Here is an 18,507-nt window from a genome sequence, read left to right on the forward strand (position 1 = left end):
AATTTGGCATTTAGTAATGATAAATATACGAAGAAACCGGGTTTGTGAGGTCGCAAGTGCGATCGCGAACTATTTGTGAAATTAAGGTGAAATTAAGGTAAAATCCGTGCAGTTGCGCCCGCTTTCTCTTGTCGCTGACAACTGACAGCGCACTGTCCCGGCGAGTTTAATCAGCCTTGGAGTTAACCGGACGCATTGGGAAAAAACCCGCAGGCATACCAGAAGACGACTGACTTAGGACTGGGAAAAAGGTAGGATAGCTAACGCCATCCCATCCTAGTTTATCTCAATGCAAGCTGACATTATAACTACTTCGCTTCTTGACAAAAGCCAAACTTTAAGCATTCAAAAACCGGCCTCGGGCTTGTCGCTGGTCGGGAGGATTCGAGTTCCCGGCGATAAGTCGATTTCTCATCGAGCTTTGATGTTAGGTGCGATCGCCCGAGGTGAAACTACAATTGAGGGACTGCTGCTAGGAGAAGACCCCCGCAGCACGGCTAAATGTTTCTCGCTCTTGGGAGCCAAAGTTTCTGAACTCAACGCGGAACGGGTGACAGTCACGGGTGTCGGAATTGGCGAGTTAGAGGAGCCTGTGGAAGTCTTGGATGCGGGCAATTCCGGCACGACGATGCGGCTGATGTTGGGAATTTTAGCCTCTCATCCGGGGCGTTTTTATGCGGTAACGGGTGACAGTTCTCTGCGATCGCGCCCGATGTCGCGCGTCATTAAACCGCTGCAACAAATGGGAGCGCAAATTTGGGGTAGAAAGAGCAATTCTCTAGCTCCTTTAGGGATACTCGGACAGCAGTTAAAACCGATTCACTACCATTCTCCGATCGCCTCGGCTCAAGTTAAATCTTGCATTTTGCTGGCCGGTTTGATGGCAAGCGGAGAAACTACAGTCACAGAACCAGCTCTGTCGCGGGATCACAGCGAGCGGATGCTGCGGGCGTTTGGAGCCCGATTGAGCGTCGATCCAGAAACTTGTAGCGTGACAGTCACTGGGCCGACACAACTGCAAGGGCAGAATGTGATTGTACCGGGAGATATTAGTTCGGCGGCATTTTGGCTAGTTGCTGGGGCGATCGTCCCTGGTTCGGAACTCGTAGTCGAAAATGTCGGCGTCAACCCAACCCGTACAGGGATTTTGGAAGCTTTGGAAATGATGGGCGCCGATATTGAACTGCAAAATCAGCGAGAGGCCGCCGGAGAACCTGTAGCGGATATTTTGGTTCGCAGTTCCGGCCAATTGCGGGGATGCACCATTGCTGGCGACTTAATTCCCCGACTGATTGACGAAATCCCGATTTTGGCCGTAGCGGCGATCTTTGCGTCGGGTACTACAATAATTCGAGATGCGGCCGAGTTGCGAGTCAAAGAGAGCGATCGGCTGGCCGTGACTGCTGCGGAACTCAACCGCATGGGAGCCCAAATTTCCGAGTTACCCGACGGTTTAGAAATTACCGGGGGAACTCCTTTAACTGGTGCGGATGTTGACAGCTACACCGACCACAGAATAGCGATGAGTTTGGCGATCGCAGCCCTCAACGCCACAGGTATTACTAACATTCACCGGGCAGAAGCCGCTGCCATTTCCTACCCGGACTTTACCGCCACTTTGCAACAAGTTTGCCATCCAAATTGAGAGCGGGAGAGCGGGATAGTGGGAGAGCGGGAGAGGGAGGAGTCCGAGATTTGGAGAGGGGAGAGCGGGAAAAATCATCATCCTTCCTTCTTCCTTCTTCCCTCTTCCTTCTTCCTTCTTCCCTCTTCCTTCTTCCTTCGCTTAAGAATCTTTACCTACAACTTGTTCTTTTAAAGAATCGATTTCCGTTAACAACTCTTGGCGATTAGAAGCCTTGAGCAGATAGCGGTAAACAAACCAGCCCGTATATCCCATACCAATCAACTCAAAGATTGGAGCCACCAAAGGGACATCATTAAGAGCATCTAAAACTCCCAGCATTACCTTAATGCTAATACCGCCTGCCAGGATTAAACCAACAGTTATGAGAGGCTTTTGGTAGTCAGCAAAAAAATTGGATAGATAGGCTGGAAGTTCCGACAAAATTGTAATAACTTGGTCTTTAATATCTTGGAGCTGGTTTGTCGGTGTTTCTGTGGTTGTCACTGTAGTCATGACCCCCGGTTTGTCCTCCACCAGGTCTACTGTGACGACTTCAGTGACTGTTTGTGTCTCGTCAGAAAAGTTAGCTTGTGTCATTTGATACTTTCTCCGGTGTCTAGTAAAATTGCAGGCTGTGAGTTGCTGGCAGTATAATTCTCAGGCAATTAGCACAGGACTCATGCAGCCGCGACTAATTGATGAGACTAAGGCAGAGCTTCCAAAATTGCAAGCAAAAATAAGGATATAACTTCATTTTAAACAATTCCCCTAGCTGGCAAATCGGTCTTTTGACTCATTTTTTCACTCGATCGAGGTCGATTTGATTCGCGCAAGGGCGTCCTTGTTCAAAGTCGGCGATATTGGCGATCGTGGTTTCGGCGATATTTGTCAAAGCTTCCTCGGTGAAAAAAGCTTGATGTCCGGTAATCAGGACGTTAGGGAAAGTCAGCAAGCGCTGAAATACGTCGTCTTGAATGACGTAATTTGACAAATCCTCAAAAAACAGATCCGTCTCTTGTTCGTACACATCTAAGCCGAGGTAGCCAATTTTACCAGACTTCAGTGCTTTGGTCACAGCTTTAGTGTCAATCAACTGACCGCGGCTGGTATTGATCAGCATCATCCCCGGTTTCATTTGCCCGATCGCCTCTGCACCGATCAAATGGTAAGTTTCCGGCATCAGCGGACAGTGGAGGCTGACAATATCAGAGGCTGCGAACAGTTCCGGGAGTGCGACGTATTCCATCCCTAGGGCGAGGCAATCTACGTTTTGGAAAAAATCGTATCCCAGTAGGCGGCACCCGAATCCGTGCAGAATTTTGGCAGTAATTGCACCAATTCTGCCAGTTCCGACGATTCCCACCGTTTTGCCGTGGAGGTCAAAACCCAACAGGCCGTCTAGGGCGAAATTGCCTTCGCGGACGCGGTTGTAGGCCCGGTGGATTTTGCGGTTGAGGGACAAAATCAGAGCGACTGCGTGTTCCGCGACGGCGTAGGGAGAATAAGCGGGAACTCGGAGGATAGTTAGGTCTAAATCCCTCGCGGCTGCTAAATCGACGTGGTTGAATCCAGCCGATCTCAAAACCAGTAAGCGGACGCCTTTTGCGGCGATCGCCCGCAGCGTTTTCGCGTCCAAGCAGTCGTTAACGAACGCGCAGACGGCCGGAAATCCAGCGGCCAAAACGCTGGTTTCTAGGGTCAGATGCGCTTCAAAAAAAACCAAGTCGTGTTGACCGCCGACATTGGCTGCTGTCAGAAAAGTGCGATCGTAGGATTTGGTATTAAATACGGCTACCTTCATGCTTTTTGCCTCCAAACCCAGTAATAGTTGAAATTCTTTCCAGATTAACTCTAAATTTTACTAGAATGCCGTTACCCCAAACAACCCAGTTTCCACCGCGTTCAATATTGAGTTTCGCAACGAGGCATCTCTGAAGAAACCAGATTTTTAGCCGTAAGGCAAATCCTGCTTAAATTTTTGAATATAATTGCTTAGACTGTAGTAAAGCGCGATCGTTAATTGTTCATTTTTTAGGATAAACTCAGATGGCCAAACAAATCAAAACTCAAATTTATGCAATTTTAGAAAAATCCGATATCGGCAATTTATACAGTTTAGCAGACGATATTGTTATTACTTGTTTAATTGTGATAAACGTCGCAGCTTTTATTGCTTCTACTTCACCCGCATTGTCGCAAGAACAAAAGTTAATTTTAGAAAATATCGAAATTGTTTCATCCTTAGTATTTACAATAGAATATCTTTTGAGGCTGTGGGTGTGTACAGTCGATAGCAGATACAGCCACCCGCTTTGGGGAAGATTGAGATACGGTCTGACACCGCTAAGTCTGATCGATTTAATTTCAATCCTACCGTTTTACTCATTGCTGTTATTTCCTAATTTAAGCTTTGTTAATTTAATTCGCCTGCTGCGCTTGTTGCGGTTGCTAAAAATGAGCCGTTATTCAGAGTCACTCAGAACTCTGGGAGCAGTATTGTACGCTAAAAAAGAGGAGTTAATTGCCACTGCATTTGCAGTTTTTATTCTGTTAATATTTGCCTCTAGCATCATGTATTTTGTTGAAAACGAGGCGCATCCAGAAACTTTTGCGAGCATCCCCGATGCAATGTGGTGGGGAGTTGTGACTTTAACTACTGTCGGTTACGGTGATATTTATCCAATTACTCCTTTAGGGAAATTTTTAGGAGCAATATTAGCATTTTTGGGAATCGGAATTTTTGCGTTACCTGCGGGACTCATTGCTGCGGGTTTTTCCGAGGAAGTCCAAAGGAGAAAGCAGGAAAAAATGGCAGCAAATTTACAGCAATCTGCTAATTATCAATCGGTCAAAATGCTGGCGGAAATCGAGGCCGGGTTTCAACAAAACCAAAGTGCGATCGCGCTTCACATCGAAAGTTCATCCGAGTTGATGAAAATGTGTGTTTTAACGGCTAAAGAAAAGTTAGGAAATGATTTTCAAAATGAAGAAATTATTCGCGATTTAGCTATTCATTTTTATAATGAAGCTGTTCGCAAATTCGAGCTTTAATTACAGATACAGCAATTTTCAGGTTTATGGAGTACGGTTGCAAGGGTTTGTCAACTATTTTGGTAAGTGCTTGGGATTAAGGTGTACTCTATTTGCCTGGAATCTGCTGTATATATTGCCTGTCATTGCGACCGAAGCGTTACCATATCAAGCCGAAGGAAAGCACTCACTTGCAGTTTTGACCGAAAGCATCCAGGATACAAGCCCCCGGATTCATCCGTCCAGAAATAAAAAACTTGTATCCGATGAAACTTGCCCCCCGAATTTATCCGTGAGGTCAGTCGATTTTAGATTTTAGATTTTAGATTTTAGATTTTAGATTTACTCCACAGATAAATCTGGGAGCTTGAACTAGGGTCTAAAATTTTTATCTTTCCACGACTTAAGTACGTGGCAGCGTATCCGTTATTGGGCCTTGTCAATGCTTCAATTCTTTAATCTAAAATCTAAAATCTAAAATCTAAAATCGATTGACCGTTTTATGTACAGCACTAATGACTAATGGCTAATTACCAGTCGGGCGGCAAATTGTAATATTCAAGAGTCGATCGATCTTTTAGCAATTCTTGCGTTTCTCGATCGACCTGAATCTGACCGTCAGCCAAAACTAACGCCCTTTGAGTCGTTTTCCCGATCCAATTCAAATTGTGGGACGCGATCAAAATTACCTCGATCGGCAATTGGGACAAAACCTTAGCCAAGTGACGCCGCCACGAGGGGTCGAGTCCGTTGGTCGGCTCATCTAAAATCAAAATTGCCGGCTCTAATGCTAAAATTGCTGCTAATGCTGCCAACCTTCTTTGACCTCCCGAAAGTTCGTGGGCCGAACGGTTGGCAAATTCTACTAAACCGAATTCGTCTAATAGAGCTAAAGCTCGATCGCGCGCAACTCCTGGCGGCACTCCGTAATTGCGCGGCCCGAACATTACATCCTCCAAAATAGTGGGCATAAATAGCTGGTCGTTAGCGTCTTGAAAGCAAAATCCAATTTGCCTGCGCGCCTGCGATAAAGTCGCCTCTTCCAGCTTTTTTCCCTGCACTCTAATCTCGCCCGATTGAGGCATTTTTAATCCGATCAAGTTTTCGAGCAAAGTGCTTTTTCCAGCGCCAGTTAAACCTAGTAGAGCAACTCTTTCTCCGGGTTGTAAGGTGAAGGAAATTCCTTGCAACACTGGTTTTTGCTGCGGATATCCGAATACTAAGTCTTGTACTTCAATTGTTGGCATCACTTTGAGATTAGTCATCCGATTTTAGATTTTAGATTTTAGATTTTAGATTGAATAATTTCTACTCGTTCCCAGGCAGAGCCTGGGAACGCAGATCGGGAGGCTCTGCCTCCAATTTTGCTCCGCAAGAAGCGAGGCCGAGCCTCTGGACATCGGTTCCCAGGCTCTTCATGGGAACCAGTTAATTACCCATTCCCAATTACCCATTCCCAATTACCGTAAGAAGCTGTTGTTAATGCGGCTGCGGTTAAAATTGTTAATGTCAGCCAGAGTCGCTCTTTTGGTGTCGATTTTGAGTCGGCGGGCAAACTTCCTTGATAGCCGCGAATTAGCATGGCTGCATGAACTCTTTCCGCCCGATCGAGACTTCGCAAATAAAGGGCTCCGATCATGGAAGCACTGGCGTAGCGCAGCCATCCTCCCGTACCCGATAAGCCTCGTAATTGAGCCGATCTTTTCATCCGGCTGACTTCGGCTAGCAAGATTTCTAAATATTGTCCCGCTAAAAGTACAATCTCTTGCAAACCTGCTGGTAGGGGTAATCCTTTGAGGGCGATTCCGAAACTGTGGGGCGGCAAAGTTAGCAGAAAACTGTTCATGATCAGCAGGCAAATTAGGGAACGCAGCAACAGAAAACTGGCGCGTTCCCAACCTTGGGGCAGCACTAATAAGGAGAGAAAAAGCAATTCTGCTCCCAATAGTTGCGCTAGGGTTCGCACCGGAGCCCTGAGCCAAAACGACCAAAAAAGTGCGATCGTCCCATAAATCCACAGCCACAGCCAAGCGCCTGTCTTCATAAAACCAATACCGATGACAATTATGAGAGACAGACGCAATCGGAAAGGTATGGAGAGCTTAAGCATTTTTAGGTTTAACCAACTGAGCAATCCCAAAAGCCGCGCCGAAACAGACAGCAGAGCCTAAAACTCCAGCAATGCTAGTACCTATAGGCTGTTCTTCTAATCCTTTAACTGTGTAATCTGCTAAAGGAGTAGGATTTTCGATCGCCACAGCTTCTTTATCTTTAAAGCCGTATTTTTCGGCTACCGCTTCTAACCCGTCAGGCCAACTTGAAGCAAACAGCGAAAGCACCCCCGAAATTAATAAAACTCCGATTACCGGCACTACCCATTTCTGCAATTGTGGCTGTTCTCCCGGCAGTAAATCCGGCCGCACTTTGACGAGATAAGTTAAAACGCCGCCTGTAATTACCCCTTCGCCAATACCAATTAAAATATGTACGCCTACCATTGCTGGCAATGCGATATTCAGCGGTACTGTACCAGAAATTGCGAGTTCGATCGCCACACAAATCGAAGCAGCCACGACGCTGAGGGCGGCGGCGATACCCGCGGCTACCGGCAAACGATTTCGGGAACCTCCCAAGAGTTGCTGCAGCGGCTGCAACAGCCACCAACCCACCCAAATGCCAACTAGCCCCATGTTAAAAATATTGGCTCCCAGGGCGGTGATGCCCCCGTCGGCAAACAAGACGCTCTGAATTATAAAAACTGTGCTCATTGCCAAAGTGGCTGCCCAAGGACTCCCCAAAACTACAGATGCCAGCGCTCCTCCCAACAAGTGTCCGCTGGTGCCGCCGGCTACGGGAAAGTTGATCATCTGGGCAGCAAACACGAAAGCTGTGGTTAAGCCCATGATTGGGGCTTGCCGCAGTCCAAGACTGGCGCGGGTTCGATTTAGGGCAACTGCAATTACTGCTACACTTGCTATGCCGGTGGCAATGGCTACTGGCGGTGAAAGAAAACCATCAGGTATGTGCATTGATGTATCCCAAACAAGAGAACTTCCAGCCTTTTAGTCAACTATTTTTTACAAAAATTTACTATCCCCTATGGGGGTATTCGTGCCGGCGGGCGATCGGGGGACTTGTGGCGGGCGATCGCTTATTCGATATAGATTAGCGCCTCAGGGCCAGAGTTTTGAGGAGCAGAAATTTTACATTAAATCATCCTGAAGAATTATTTGGATATTTTACAGACAGCCTGCACATTGAAGCTTTTTCATAAGAATTATCAATATTTATTTACAGATTCACAAGCAAAATGTATTCACCGTCAAGCTCAAACAAAAATATTAAAAAAATATAAAGAATTAACTGAACATCCCTAATGGGTTTTATTGTCATTTATTGAGAAAAAATTGCATTAAGTTTGTGACGACAGCAGCAGTGAAATTGCCCGATCGCTAATCAAAGCCAAAGTATTGCGTGTTTTTGAAACTAAAAAGTCGGAATTATTGCTAGTTAATATAGTTATTGGTTTCTGTCACAGCTATGTACTGGCATCCTCTTATTCCCTATTTACCCTTAACTTAAGTAATGTGAGGTTTGATAATGGAGACAAAAAATAAACCACTCCCAGCCAGGGAAATGCACAAAATAGTTTGGGTTAGCGTCGGAGTTTTGATTCTTTTCTTTGTGACCAAGAATTTCTTGATGGTACCCGCCACGTGATTTATCCGTGGAATCAATCCAAAATCTCAAATCTAAAATCCTCAAGCCCCCGAATTTATCCGTGGGGTCAATCCAAAATCCAAAATCTAAAATCTAAAATCGAATGACTTATCCCATCACAATGTGGCGTTAGCCAAAAAGAAAAGTTTCGCGGTTTTCACGCCAAGTCTTTGACAATTGAGGGCCAAAATCCCGCTAAGGTAGCAGATGCTAATCCTGTTCCTAATAAATCGGCCCCATCAGCTATTGCGAGTAGCAGTGCGCTTCCGGCTATGGTTACTGACAGTCAAAAAAAGCTGCCTGAAATGTCTCCTGATGTTGCACCTTTTACGAATAAGTCTTCTGAAACAGCTATTGCGGCGAGTAGCCCTACAGATCAGACTATCTAAGCTGCACCTGTATCAGCAGGTAAGCAGGAAGTTCAGGCGGTGGATGGAACAAATCAGACAGCAGAAATTACCGATCGCGCTAAACTAGATGAGTTAGCTCTGAAAGTCTACGATCGCATAAATCAGACTTGGCAAACTAGCGCTACTTTCACTCAAAATCTAGTCGATCGGGTCAGTACAAGTCAAGATGGGGCGATCGGCAACTTCGATCCCCTGAATCAACCAGCCAAGGATTACACCCAACAAACTCCTTTGCCAAATCTGCTCAAATCTGCCGAGACTAGCAACAGCAGCAGTGCACCATCAGTCACTAAGTTTACTGTAGTATTTGCTCCTACTGGAACCTTAGAAGTTAACCCGTAACTCACATACAACACCTATCCGGTAAGGTGCAAACTGTGCGCCTTAATTTTACTTTTTAACTTAAATGTGATATTATAAGCAACGCCCCGTAGGGTATTCTACATCTAAAACAACAAATGAAAGAACTTGACGAGAAAAAAACCCAAGAACTGCTATGCACCATCATGGAATGGGAACTAGCAGGAGTCGTGCGCTACACCCACTATGCACTCATGGTGACAGGGCCAAACCGGATTCCCATCGTACAGTTTTTTAAAGCACAAGCAACCGAATCCCTACTCCACGCCCAACAAGCCGGAGAAATTTTAACAGGTTTAGAAGGGCATCCAACCCAAAAAATTGCTACGATCGAAGAAACCTACAAACACTCGGTAAAAGACCTTTTGGAAGAAAGTCTAAATCACGAAAAAAAAGCGCTCAAAAAGTATAAATCTTTACTTGAAGTAGTGACAAACGCCAGCGTTTATCTGGAAGAATATGCCCGCAGTCTGATTGGACAAGAAGAATTGCACCAAGTTGAACTCAAAAAAATGCTGCGGGATTTTAGTTGAGGGAAGTAAGAGTCCGCAGTCCTTATTTATGAGTCCTTAGTTACTTCCGATCTGCCTTAAGAATACCTGCTCCTTCTCTTCTTTCTATTCCTTCGTGACAAGAGCGCTAACGCGCCTTCGCGGTTCAATAATTTGATATTCTGCCAGCGCTAAAACAAAAGTTGCTAAGGACTAAGGACTAACTACAAATTAGCAGTTATCAAAAAATGAATTTTACTGAAGCCATCCCAACTTTTGTAATTACCCTCCGCGAAGGCGTTGAAGCCGCTTTAGTCGTGGGAATTGTGCTAGCTTGCTTAAAAAAATCCGAGCAAAGTCACCTCAATTCTTGGGTTTATACAGGTATCGCAGCCGGCATTGCTGCTAGCGCTTGTGTAGGCGCATTATTCAATCTGTTGCTCCACGCGCTCTCAACATCAAATCAGCCTTACGCACCAGTAATTAAGCAACTGCTCGAAGGTTCTCTGGGAATAGTTGCCATAGTAATGCTAAGCTGGATGCTAATTTGGATGACTCAGCAAGCGCGCTTTCTCAAAGCTGAAGTAGAAGGGGCAGTTTCAGCAGCTTTGAAAGAAAATACTAATGCTGGCTGGGGCGTATTCGGCTTAATTTTTATCGCCGTACTTCGCGAAGGTTTTGAAACAGTTATATTTGTCAGCGCTCAATTTCAACAAGGTTTAACTCCGGCTTTAGGTGCTTTGGGCGGTTTGCTTGGGGCGGCAATCATTGGCGCGCTAATCTTCAAGTGGGGCGTCAAAATTGATATCCGCCTCTTTTTCAAGTTTATGGGGATTTTGTTGCTGCTAATCGTAGCGGGTTTGGCAGTATCGGCACTCAAACATTTTGACCAAGCGGCTGGGATTTTGTCGCAAACGGATAGCAAGTATGCAGCGATTTGTTTTTATTACGATCGCCTCGCACCACTCCACTCTTGTATTTTAGGTCCGATTGTGTGGAATGCAGCGGAAATTTTGCCCGATCGGGAATTTCCGGGAGTGGTTCTCAAAGCACTGTTTGGATACAGAGATCGACTTTATCTCGTCCAAGCGGCGGCTTACACAATATTTTTAGCCACCATCGGCGGTCTTTATTTCCAAAAATTAGGCTTTAAGGCGACTGTTGCCAGCAAAAATACTCAGCCAGCTCGATCGCAAACTCGCCCTTAGTAGGTATGCAAGCGGTTTTTATCGGTTGTTTCGCTGATTAAAGGGCGATCGGAAAATCTGCCCCACTTGCAAAAAAATAGGCTTAAAATTTTCAGGTGGCGGGATTGATTATTTGACTTTTATCCGATACTATTAAACGATATTAATATATTTTGTTTTTTTATAAATACTTATATTGATATTATTTAAATCTCCCGTCAACAGCCCAAAAAAGTAAGCACTACCCATCAAAAAACACAAAAATTTTTAAAGAAAAATTAACAACTTCAAAAAATTAACAGTTAAGGGTTAACAGGGTTCTGCAAGACGCGGGCTGCCGTGAGGGCGATTCTGTGAAGTCGCAGGCGCACCCTCCAAAAGTTGAAGCTGTTCTTGGTCGAAAAAAATCGGCCCCCAGCAAGATTCTTGGCGAACAGTTTTCTGATATGCGCTCCTAGGGCTTATAATTAGTACAAGAATATTTACAGAGCCCGGAAAGTTCTTAATGAACCTTATCATCCTTAATGAAGCTTAAAATTAAAAAATTGTTCGTTAAAGTTACCTGGAATCCCCAGAAGGCTGTAGGCTCTGCCATTCGGTTAGCGGTGAGATAAATAATGATGCCCCGGATACTTGTTATTGATGATGACGCGGCGATCGCCGAACTCGTAGCCGTCAACCTAGAAATGGCTGGCTACGAAGTCACCCAGGCAGAAGACGGCATCAAAGGTCAGGCACTAGCCATACAACTGCTTCCCGACCTGATCATGCTAGATCTGATGCTGCCTAGAGTAGACGGATTCACAGTGTGTCAGCGGTTGCGGCGCGACGAGCGCACAGCCGACATTCCCGTCTTGATGTTGACGGCCTTAAGTCAAACTCAAGACAAAGTAGAAGGCTTCAACTCCGGCGCCGACGATTATCTGACCAAACCTTTTGAACTAGAAGAGATGCTGGCACGAGTGCGAGCCTTGCTGAGGCGCACAGACCGCATCCCCCAAGCTGCCAAACACTCCGAAATCTTGAATTACGGCCCGCTGACCCTTGTCCCCGAAAGGTTTGAAGCTGTTTGGTACGCTAAGACCGTCAAACTGACTCACCTAGAGTTCGAGTTGCTGCACTGCTTGCTCCAACGCCACGGTCAGACAGTCTCTCCCAGCGAAATTCTCAAAGAAGTGTGGGGTTACGACCCCGACGACGACATCGAAACTATTCGCGTACATATCAGACACCTGAGAACCAAGATGGAACCCGATCCCCGCCATCCTCGGTACATCAAAACCGTATACGGGGCGGGTTATTGCCTGGAGTTGCCCAACAACGAGCAAGTAGCCGAAGAAACCAAATCCTCTGCTTGAGCGATCGCGCCCGATGCAACAAGCAATTACAAATCTAGCTAAAAAAGCCTGGGAACACTTGCTCTCAGGCTTTTGATTTGAAATGTCCAGGCCACTCAATGGCTGCAGCTTAATAAAATCTTTTATCAATAAATCTATAAATATTTACTGACGGTCAACCTAGACCAGTAATGAAGCTTGTGCGAGCCGATCGCTCAAACCCCCTAAAAAATTAGCTTTAAGCTCTTTTGGGCGAGTGGTTTACATATCTTAACTAAAAAAAATGAAAAAAATTATCAAAAAGACTTGACTAAACTTTCAAAATTGTTGATTATCTATATCAATAAGCCGCACAAGCTTAAGACTCAATTGACATCTTTCTCAAGAGGTAACTCGCCGTGACAAGCATGGCAAAAAAATCCTTCCCAGCCGAAGGAGAAACCTTTCCCTGGTGGGCCGGGAACGCCCGCTTAATTAACCTTTCCGGTCGTTTGCTGGGTGCTCACGTCGCCCACTCCGGCCTCATCGTCCTCTGGGCGGGAGCCTATACCCTGTTTGAGCTTTCCCGCTTCAACCCAGAATTGCCCATGTACGAACAAGGCTTAATTCTGCTGCCTAACCTAGCCAGACTCGGCTTGGGCGTCGGTGCCGGAGGCAAAATTGTCGATACCTATCCGTACTTCGCCGTTGGCGCGATTCACCTAATCAGCTCAGCCTTTCTCGGCTTTGGCGGCATCTTTCACTCCCTCAAAGGGCCAGAAACCCTCGAAGAAAGAACTCCTTTCTTCGGCTACAGATGGGAAGACAAAGACAAAATGACCACCATCTTGGGCATCCACCTAGTTTTGTTAGGTATCGGTGCCTTCTTGTTGGTGGCCAAAGCAATGTATTTCGGTGGTTTATATGATACCACAGTCGGGCAAGTGCGGGTAATTTCGGAACCCACACTCAACCCCGCTGTCATTTTCGGCTACCTGTTCGGTGCAGGTGGCAAACACTGGCTCGCCGCGGTTGACAACCTCGAAGATGTTGTCGGCGGCCATATCTGGGTAGGAATCCTCTGCATAGTCGGCGGCCTGTGGCACATTCGCACCCAGCCTTTTGCTTGGACGGAGCGCCTCTTCATCTGGTCAGGAGAAGCTTACCTCTCCTACAGTCTCGGCGCCCTAGCCTTAATGGGCTTCATCGCCACCTACTTTGTGTCGGTCAACACCCTAGTCTACCCAGAGGAATTCTACGGGCCGGCCCTAAAAATCGGCTTCGAGCAGTTTCCCTACTTCCACAACCAAGGAATGCTGACCTCCCGCGTCTGGTTGGCTAACACCCACTTCTGGCTCGCCTTCTTCGTCCTGCAAGGACATTTCTGGCACGCCCTGCGAGCAGTAGGATTTGACTTCCGCAAAGGCAAAGTCGTGCAGCCAATGCGCGAAGACATCCAGCCAGGGGGCGGCCCAATTGCAGCCAGTCCAGTCAGTTAACCGCATCAGGAGGAAAGCAAAAATGCAAGGAATAGCAGATCCGAATTTAATTCCAGAACCGGACAACCCACAAAGCGAGTACGGCTGGTGGGCCGGCAACGCCCGCTTCATTGACCTTTCAGGGCGAATTTTGGGAGCTCACGTAGCTCACGCAGGTTTAATCGTACTCTGGGCCGGGGCAATGACCCTGTTTGAACTCTCGAATTTCAACCCAGAGTTGCCGATGTACGACCAAGGTTTAATCCTGCTGCCGCACTTGGCAAGTTTGGGTTTTGGAGTAGGAAAAGCAGGTCAAATTATTGATACCTATCCCTACTACGTCATCGGAGTTTTGCATCTAATTAGCTCTACCGTTCTCGGTGCAGGCGGGCTTTACCATTCCTTGCTCGGCCCGAAAGTATTGCCGCAAAACAAAACTTTCTTCGGTTCTTTCGGCTACGACTGGGAAGACAAAGACAAGATGACAACCATCATCGGCATTCACCTATTGCTGTTAGGTGCTGGTGCTTGGTTGTTGGTGGCAAAAGCCTTATTTTGGGGCGGTCTTTACGATCCCCACGTTGCTGACGTGCGGATAATTAGCGAACCGACGCTCAATCCCGCCCGCATTTTCAGCTATCTCTTGCCCGTACACGGCCCGGAAGGAATGGCAGCAGTTGACAACTTAGAAGATGTTGTCGGCGGTCACATTTATGTTGGCTTGCTCTGCATTCTTGGCGGTTTCTGGCATATCTTTACCAAGCCTTTTGTTTGGGCCCAGCGAGTGCTGTTTTGGTCTGGCGAAGCTTACCTTTCTTACAGTTTGGGCGCTCTGGCTTACATGGGCTTTTTGGCAGCCTACTTCGTGACTGTAAATGATACGGTTTATCCAGAGGTTTTCTACGGCCCTGTGGGTTTGACAGGTCCAGATGCAGCGGTTGTTTCTTCGCGGACTTGGCTGGCAACAACTCACTTTGTCTTGGCGATTTTGGCGCTTTCCGGTCACATCTGGCACGCGCTGCGCGTTCGGACAAAAGCAGCAGGATTTGATTTTCGATCGGGCGAATTTGTAACGGCAACTGCCAGGAATGTTGAAAAGTCCGATCGGGTTCAAGCTCAACCCGCAGCCGCAGTAAGTTTTTCCGATGTGACTGTAACTTTTTTACGGAATTTGCCGATTTACCGCAAAGGATTGTCTCCCATAGTCAGGGGATTAGAAGTTAGTTTGGCTCACGGTTATTTCCTGGTAGGAGCTTTTGCAGTATTGCTGCCTTTACAAGAAAAAGGTTTAGCACCTCTAGCAGCATTGCTGGCAACTCTGGCATTAGTCTTGATTTTGGCAATGGGCCTCTCCATTTACGAAAATCGGAACATCGAAGTCGGTAAAGTTCTTTACTGGCACAAAACGCCGGAAGATTGGAGTTTATTCCGGGGCGGTTTGGTGATGGGCGGTACCAGTGGAGCCTTCCTCGCCTATTTGCTGCTAGACAATTTTGCTGGCATTGATGCAATTTTCCGAGGTGTTGTGAACTGAGATCTATCGGCAATGCTAAATAACCGGGTTTCTGCCCGCTACTTGCGGCGCTAATACCTTTTTGAAATCCGGTTTTTCCTCAAACCATAGCTCAATTTCTCTCAAGCCTGACAAGTACAACAAGGAAACAAAAAACGATGCAAACCTACGACAATCCCAAGGTTAAATATGACTGGTGGGCCGGCAATGCCAGGTTCGCCAATCTTTCGGGATATTTCATTTCCGCTCACGTCGCTCAAGCCGCTTTAATTACTTTCTGGGCAGGAGCATTTACTCTGTTTGAACTGTCTCGCTACAACCCAGCCATCCCTATGGGCGAACAGGGATTAATTTTGCTCCCGCACTTAGCTACTCTCGGTTTGGGTGTAGGCTCTGGCGACAAGATAGTGGATACTTATCCGTATTTTGTGGTCGGAATGGTACACCTCATTTCATCTGCTGTTTTGGGTGCTGGTGCTTTATTTCACACCTTTAAAGGCCCTAAAAATTTGAAAGATGCCAAAGGTCGGGCCGCCAAGTTTCACTTTGAATGGGACGACTCGAAAAAGCTGGGTTTCATCTTAGGACACCACCTGATTTTCCTGGGCGCGGGCGCGCTGCTGCTGGTAGCAAAAGCGATGTTTTGGGGCGGTTTGTACGACTCGACAATTCACGAAGTCCGCACTGTTGTGAGTCCTACTCTCGATCCGTTAGTTATCTACGGCTATCAAACTCATTTTGCTAGTGTTGACAATTTGGAAGATTTAGTTGGCGGTCACATTTATGTCGGCATTATGCTGATTCTCGGCGGCGTTTGGCACATCGTCAAAGAGCCTTTTCCTTGGGCTAAGCGGGTTCTAATCTTCTCTGGGGAAGCTATTCTTTCCTACTCTCTCGGCGGTATTGCTTTAGCAGGGTTTACAGCGGCTTATTTCTGTGCGGTTAATACTTTGGCTTATCCCGTTGAATTCTACGGGCCTGTGCTGGAAACCAAGCTGGGTATTAGCCCTTATTTTGCAGATACGATCGAACTGCCGATGGGCGCTCACACTCCCCGCTGCTGGCTGGCAAATTCTCATTTCTACTTGGCTTTCTTCTTCTTGCAAGGTCATTTGTGGCACGCTTTGCGGGCGCTCGGCTTCAATTTCAAGCAAGTTGAAACTTCTTTGAATGCGGTGGGAACTGAGTCGTAAGACTTAAGAATTTGCAGGGAAAAATTTTTCCCTGCAAAGACTGCGGCGGGCAACAATACTCAAGTTAGAAATTGCCCAGCTATAATTTTACGAGGTAAAAAACTGTGACAATTGCTAGCATTAACGACTTTGGAAGAGATGAAACGAATTTTAAGTGGTGGGTTGGTAATGCCCGCTTAACTGATTTGTCGGGTAGATTGTTGGGTGCTCATGTCGCTCACGCGGGTTTGATTATGTTTTGGGCGGGAGGAACTACTATTTCGGAAGTTACTCGCTTTGTACCAAACATACCAATGTACGAGCAAAACCTCACTTTACTGCCACATTTAGCAACTTTAGGTTGGGGTGTTGGTGCTGGGGGTGCGGCGATTGATACTTATCCTTATTTTGCGATCGGCATATTGCATTTAGTCGCATCGGCTGTGTTGGGTGCGGGAGGTCTTTTTCATGTGTTTCGCAGCCCTGCGATTTTGCACAACGGCGGCGGAATTGCTGCTCTGTTTCACTACGAATGGAATGATGCTAAGAAGTTGGGATTTATTTTGGGAAGTCACTTAATTGTTTTGGGCTTGGGTGCTTTTTTGCTAGTGATGAAAGCGATGAATTTTGGGGGACTTTATGATAGTGCGATTGGCTATGTCCGCCTGATTACTAATCCTAATTTGAATCCGGCAACAATTTTTGGCTATCTGTTTGGATTTGCTAACGGCGGCTGGACAATCCTGGGAATGGCTGCTGTTAATAATTTGGAGGATGTTATTGGTGGTCACATTTGGATTGGTGCAATGTTAATTGCAGGTGGCGTGTGGCACACTCGCGTTGAGCCTTTTCCTTGGGCAAAGCGACTTTTAATTATTAATGCCGATGCTATTCTTGCTTGCAGTTTGGGGGGTTTGGCTTTTATGGCTTTTGTTTCCTGTGCTTTTGCGGGATATAACACGACTGTTTATCCTGTAGAATTCTATGGGAGCGATCGGCTCGCATTGACAAATGCACAATTTTTCTTGGGTATAATAGCGCTTGCCGGTCACATTTGGCACGCTTTTCGCGCCCGCCTTAATATAAGCTGAATGCAATTTAAGCAAGATAAGCAAGAAACAAAGTTAAAGTTTATTGCTTAAATTACATCAGTTTTGGATTTGTAGTACCAAGAGAGAAAATTAGTCTATGAGTGTTTTTATTTGCTGTTTCTGTATCGTGACTGCGATAGTTCTGTTTTTGTGGAGTGTTGGAGTAGCGCTGCGAGAAGGAGTCCATCAAATTCGGCGACTGCATCAAATTCCGTGTTCGGATTGCGAGTTTTTTACTAATGACTACCGCCTCAAGTGTACTGTGCGGCCGTGCGTTGCTTGTACTGAGGAGGCGATCGGCTGTACTGACTTTGAACCGAAAACTTGTTTAGCCAATTCTTGTCAGCAACATTGCTCAAAGCTTCACAAAGTTTACAGAGAAATACCGACAACTAATCCTCCAGTTACACCTTTACCAACAGGGATAAGTAGCTAGAGCCATTAATGATGAATCACGACATTCTTCTTTCTTCACGAAATCTTTCTTACTTCTTTTTTAATTCTTCACGAATATGAATTTATACAGCGCTAACTCACTCAAACTCGAACTAAATCAGAGAGGCTGCCGCCTGACTCCCCAGCGAGAAACTATTTTGAGCGTTTTTCAAAGTCTGCGGCAAGGAAATCATTTGAGTGCGGAAGAATTATACCAGACTTTGCAGAATCAAGGAGAAAGAATTGGCTTGTCAACTGTCTACCGCACCCTGCATTTATTAGCAAGGATTGGGATTCTGCGTGAACTAGAATTAGCAGAAGGACACAAACATTACGAACTGAATTTGCAGGAATTGCACCACCACCACCATCTGGTTTGCATTCAGTGTCATAAAACCTTTGAATTTAGCGATGAATCGATTTCAAAAATTGGCAAAAAGCAAGTTGAAAAAGCTGGTGTAGAGCTGCTTGACTGTCAATTAACTGTGCGTGCTGTTTGTTTGGAAGCGCTGCGGGAGGGATGGCCTTCTTTGCTGCCGAGCAATTGGTCGTGTCCGAGATATCATTCCGAAATTGAGGAGGAAATTAGTTGAGTTGGATCTGGGGGGGTGACAAAGAGGTCTACGAGATAGACTGTATAAGAGTTGCTGCCCGCATACCTTGTTGATAAAAGCGCC

At 46.2% G+C, this 18,507-nt stretch carries 17 protein-coding genes; 12 read left to right on the forward strand and 5 right to left on the reverse strand.

Annotated features, from left to right (window positions below; genetic code table 11):
- Positions 1-289: 289 nt before the first annotated feature.
- Entirely contained in the window at positions 290-1,645 is a 1,356-nt protein-coding gene (gene aroA / locus QUA54_RS00955; protein WP_333412558.1) for a 3-phosphoshikimate 1-carboxyvinyltransferase, read from the forward strand.
- 141 nt (positions 1,646-1,786) lie between these two features.
- Here the strand turns inward: aroA and QUA54_RS00960 are convergent, their stop codons facing one another.
- Positions 1,787-2,224, reverse strand: a complete 438-nt coding sequence (locus tag QUA54_RS00960; protein ID WP_333186064.1) for a CAAD domain-containing protein — start codon at positions 2,222-2,224, stop codon at positions 1,787-1,789.
- Positions 2,225-2,420: 196 nt separating this feature from the next.
- Positions 2,421-3,428, reverse strand: a complete 1,008-nt coding sequence (locus QUA54_RS00965; protein ID WP_333412560.1) for a 2-hydroxyacid dehydrogenase — start codon at positions 3,426-3,428, stop codon at positions 2,421-2,423.
- Between the two features lie 245 nt (positions 3,429-3,673).
- On the opposite strand from QUA54_RS00965, the gene QUA54_RS00970 reads away from it, so the two are divergent.
- Positions 3,674-4,678 carry an ion transporter gene (locus tag QUA54_RS00970; RefSeq protein ID WP_333412562.1) on the forward strand — a complete coding sequence of 335 codons (1,005 nt, stop codon included), beginning with the start codon at positions 3,674-3,676 and terminating at the stop codon, positions 4,676-4,678.
- Between the two features lie 509 nt (positions 4,679-5,187).
- On the opposite strand, the gene QUA54_RS00975 is transcribed toward QUA54_RS00970, so the two are convergent.
- The 3 genes from QUA54_RS00975 to QUA54_RS00985 form a co-directional block, all read right to left on the reverse strand.
- Positions 5,188-5,922 (reverse strand): ABC transporter ATP-binding protein, encoded by a 735-nt coding sequence (locus QUA54_RS00975; RefSeq protein WP_333186056.1) that lies wholly within the window; start codon positions 5,920-5,922, stop codon positions 5,188-5,190.
- 167 nt (positions 5,923-6,089) lie between these two features.
- Positions 6,090-6,767, reverse strand: coding sequence for an energy-coupling factor transporter transmembrane component T (locus QUA54_RS00980; RefSeq protein ID WP_333201918.1), 678 nt, complete (start codon positions 6,765-6,767; stop codon positions 6,090-6,092).
- Positions 6,760-7,686, reverse strand: a complete 927-nt coding sequence (locus QUA54_RS00985) for an energy-coupling factor ABC transporter permease (protein ID WP_333412565.1) — start codon at positions 7,684-7,686, stop codon at positions 6,760-6,762. Before QUA54_RS00985 ends, QUA54_RS00980 begins: the two co-directional genes overlap by 8 nt.
- A 1,119-nt stretch (positions 7,687-8,805) precedes the next feature.
- On the opposite strand from QUA54_RS00985, the gene QUA54_RS00990 reads away from it, so the two are divergent.
- From QUA54_RS00990 to QUA54_RS01035, 10 genes are all read left to right on the forward strand, one after another.
- The gene (locus QUA54_RS00990; protein ID WP_333412567.1) at positions 8,806-9,129 is read left to right on the forward strand and encodes a hypothetical protein; all 324 of its coding nucleotides are present in this window, start codon (positions 8,806-8,808) and stop codon (positions 9,127-9,129) included.
- A gap of 116 nt (positions 9,130-9,245) precedes the next feature.
- Complete coding sequence (locus QUA54_RS00995) at positions 9,246-9,680, forward strand: ferritin-like domain-containing protein (protein ID WP_333238873.1); 435 nt, start codon at positions 9,246-9,248, stop codon at positions 9,678-9,680.
- A gap of 206 nt (positions 9,681-9,886) precedes the next feature.
- Complete coding sequence (locus tag QUA54_RS01000) at positions 9,887-10,846, forward strand: FTR1 family protein (protein ID WP_333412570.1); 960 nt, start codon at positions 9,887-9,889, stop codon at positions 10,844-10,846.
- Positions 10,847-11,445: 599 nt separating this feature from the next.
- Positions 11,446-12,183 carry a response regulator transcription factor gene (locus tag QUA54_RS01005; protein ID WP_172186445.1) on the forward strand — a complete coding sequence of 246 codons (738 nt, stop codon included), beginning with the start codon at positions 11,446-11,448 and terminating at the stop codon, positions 12,181-12,183.
- A 386-nt stretch (positions 12,184-12,569) separates the two neighbouring features.
- Positions 12,570-13,640 (forward strand): chlorophyll a/b binding light-harvesting protein, encoded by a 1,071-nt coding sequence (locus QUA54_RS01010; RefSeq protein ID WP_333412589.1) that lies wholly within the window; start codon positions 12,570-12,572, stop codon positions 13,638-13,640.
- Between the two features lie 22 nt (positions 13,641-13,662).
- Positions 13,663-15,153, forward strand: coding sequence for a chlorophyll a/b binding light-harvesting protein (locus tag QUA54_RS01015; RefSeq protein WP_333412572.1), 1,491 nt, complete (start codon positions 13,663-13,665; stop codon positions 15,151-15,153).
- 137 nt (positions 15,154-15,290) lie between these two features.
- Positions 15,291-16,325, forward strand: a complete 1,035-nt coding sequence (locus tag QUA54_RS01020) for a chlorophyll a/b binding light-harvesting protein (RefSeq protein ID WP_333412573.1) — start codon at positions 15,291-15,293, stop codon at positions 16,323-16,325.
- A 104-nt stretch (positions 16,326-16,429) separates the two neighbouring features.
- Entirely contained in the window at positions 16,430-17,395 is a 966-nt protein-coding gene (locus tag QUA54_RS01025) for a chlorophyll a/b binding light-harvesting protein (RefSeq protein ID WP_333412575.1), read from the forward strand.
- A 97-nt stretch (positions 17,396-17,492) separates the two neighbouring features.
- Positions 17,493-17,831, forward strand: a complete 339-nt coding sequence (locus QUA54_RS01030; RefSeq protein ID WP_333412577.1) for a hypothetical protein — start codon at positions 17,493-17,495, stop codon at positions 17,829-17,831.
- A gap of 76 nt (positions 17,832-17,907) precedes the next feature.
- Positions 17,908-18,423: a transcriptional repressor gene (locus QUA54_RS01035; RefSeq protein WP_333186038.1), complete on the forward strand. Its 516-nt coding sequence runs from the start codon at positions 17,908-17,910 to the stop codon at positions 18,421-18,423.
- Positions 18,424-18,507: the final 84 nt, after the last annotated feature.

The organism is Microcoleus sp. MOSTC5 (assembly GCF_036701825.1).
Lineage (GTDB): Bacteria > Cyanobacteriota > Cyanobacteriia > Cyanobacteriales > Microcoleaceae > Microcoleus > Microcoleus asticus.

Coding starts and splice junctions, on each gene's coding strand:
- QUA54_RS01015 (WP_333412572.1), top strand. CDS start 13,663: ATGCAAGGAATAGCAGATCCGAATTTAATTCCAGAACCGGACAACCCA.
- QUA54_RS01035 (WP_333186038.1), top strand. CDS start 17,908: ATGAATTTATACAGCGCTAACTCACTCAAACTCGAACTAAATCAGAGA.
- QUA54_RS01030 (WP_333412577.1), top strand. CDS start 17,493: ATGAGTGTTTTTATTTGCTGTTTCTGTATCGTGACTGCGATAGTTCTG.
- QUA54_RS00980 (WP_333201918.1), bottom strand. CDS start 6,767: ATGCTTAAGCTCTCCATACCTTTCCGATTGCGTCTGTCTCTCATAATT.
- QUA54_RS01005 (WP_172186445.1), top strand. CDS start 11,446: ATGCCCCGGATACTTGTTATTGATGATGACGCGGCGATCGCCGAACTC.
- QUA54_RS00960 (WP_333186064.1), bottom strand. CDS start 2,224: ATGACACAAGCTAACTTTTCTGACGAGACACAAACAGTCACTGAAGTC.
- QUA54_RS00970 (WP_333412562.1), top strand. CDS start 3,674: ATGGCCAAACAAATCAAAACTCAAATTTATGCAATTTTAGAAAAATCC.
- aroA (WP_333412558.1), top strand. CDS start 290: ATGCAAGCTGACATTATAACTACTTCGCTTCTTGACAAAAGCCAAACT.
- QUA54_RS01000 (WP_333412570.1), top strand. CDS start 9,887: ATGAATTTTACTGAAGCCATCCCAACTTTTGTAATTACCCTCCGCGAA.
- QUA54_RS01010 (WP_333412589.1), top strand. CDS start 12,570: ATGGCAAAAAAATCCTTCCCAGCCGAAGGAGAAACCTTTCCCTGGTGG.
- QUA54_RS00995 (WP_333238873.1), top strand. CDS start 9,246: ATGAAAGAACTTGACGAGAAAAAAACCCAAGAACTGCTATGCACCATC.
- QUA54_RS00985 (WP_333412565.1), bottom strand. CDS start 7,686: ATGCACATACCTGATGGTTTTCTTTCACCGCCAGTAGCCATTGCCACC.
- QUA54_RS01020 (WP_333412573.1), top strand. CDS start 15,291: ATGCAAACCTACGACAATCCCAAGGTTAAATATGACTGGTGGGCCGGC.
- QUA54_RS00975 (WP_333186056.1), bottom strand. CDS start 5,922: ATGACTAATCTCAAAGTGATGCCAACAATTGAAGTACAAGACTTAGTA.
- QUA54_RS00965 (WP_333412560.1), bottom strand. CDS start 3,428: ATGAAGGTAGCCGTATTTAATACCAAATCCTACGATCGCACTTTTCTG.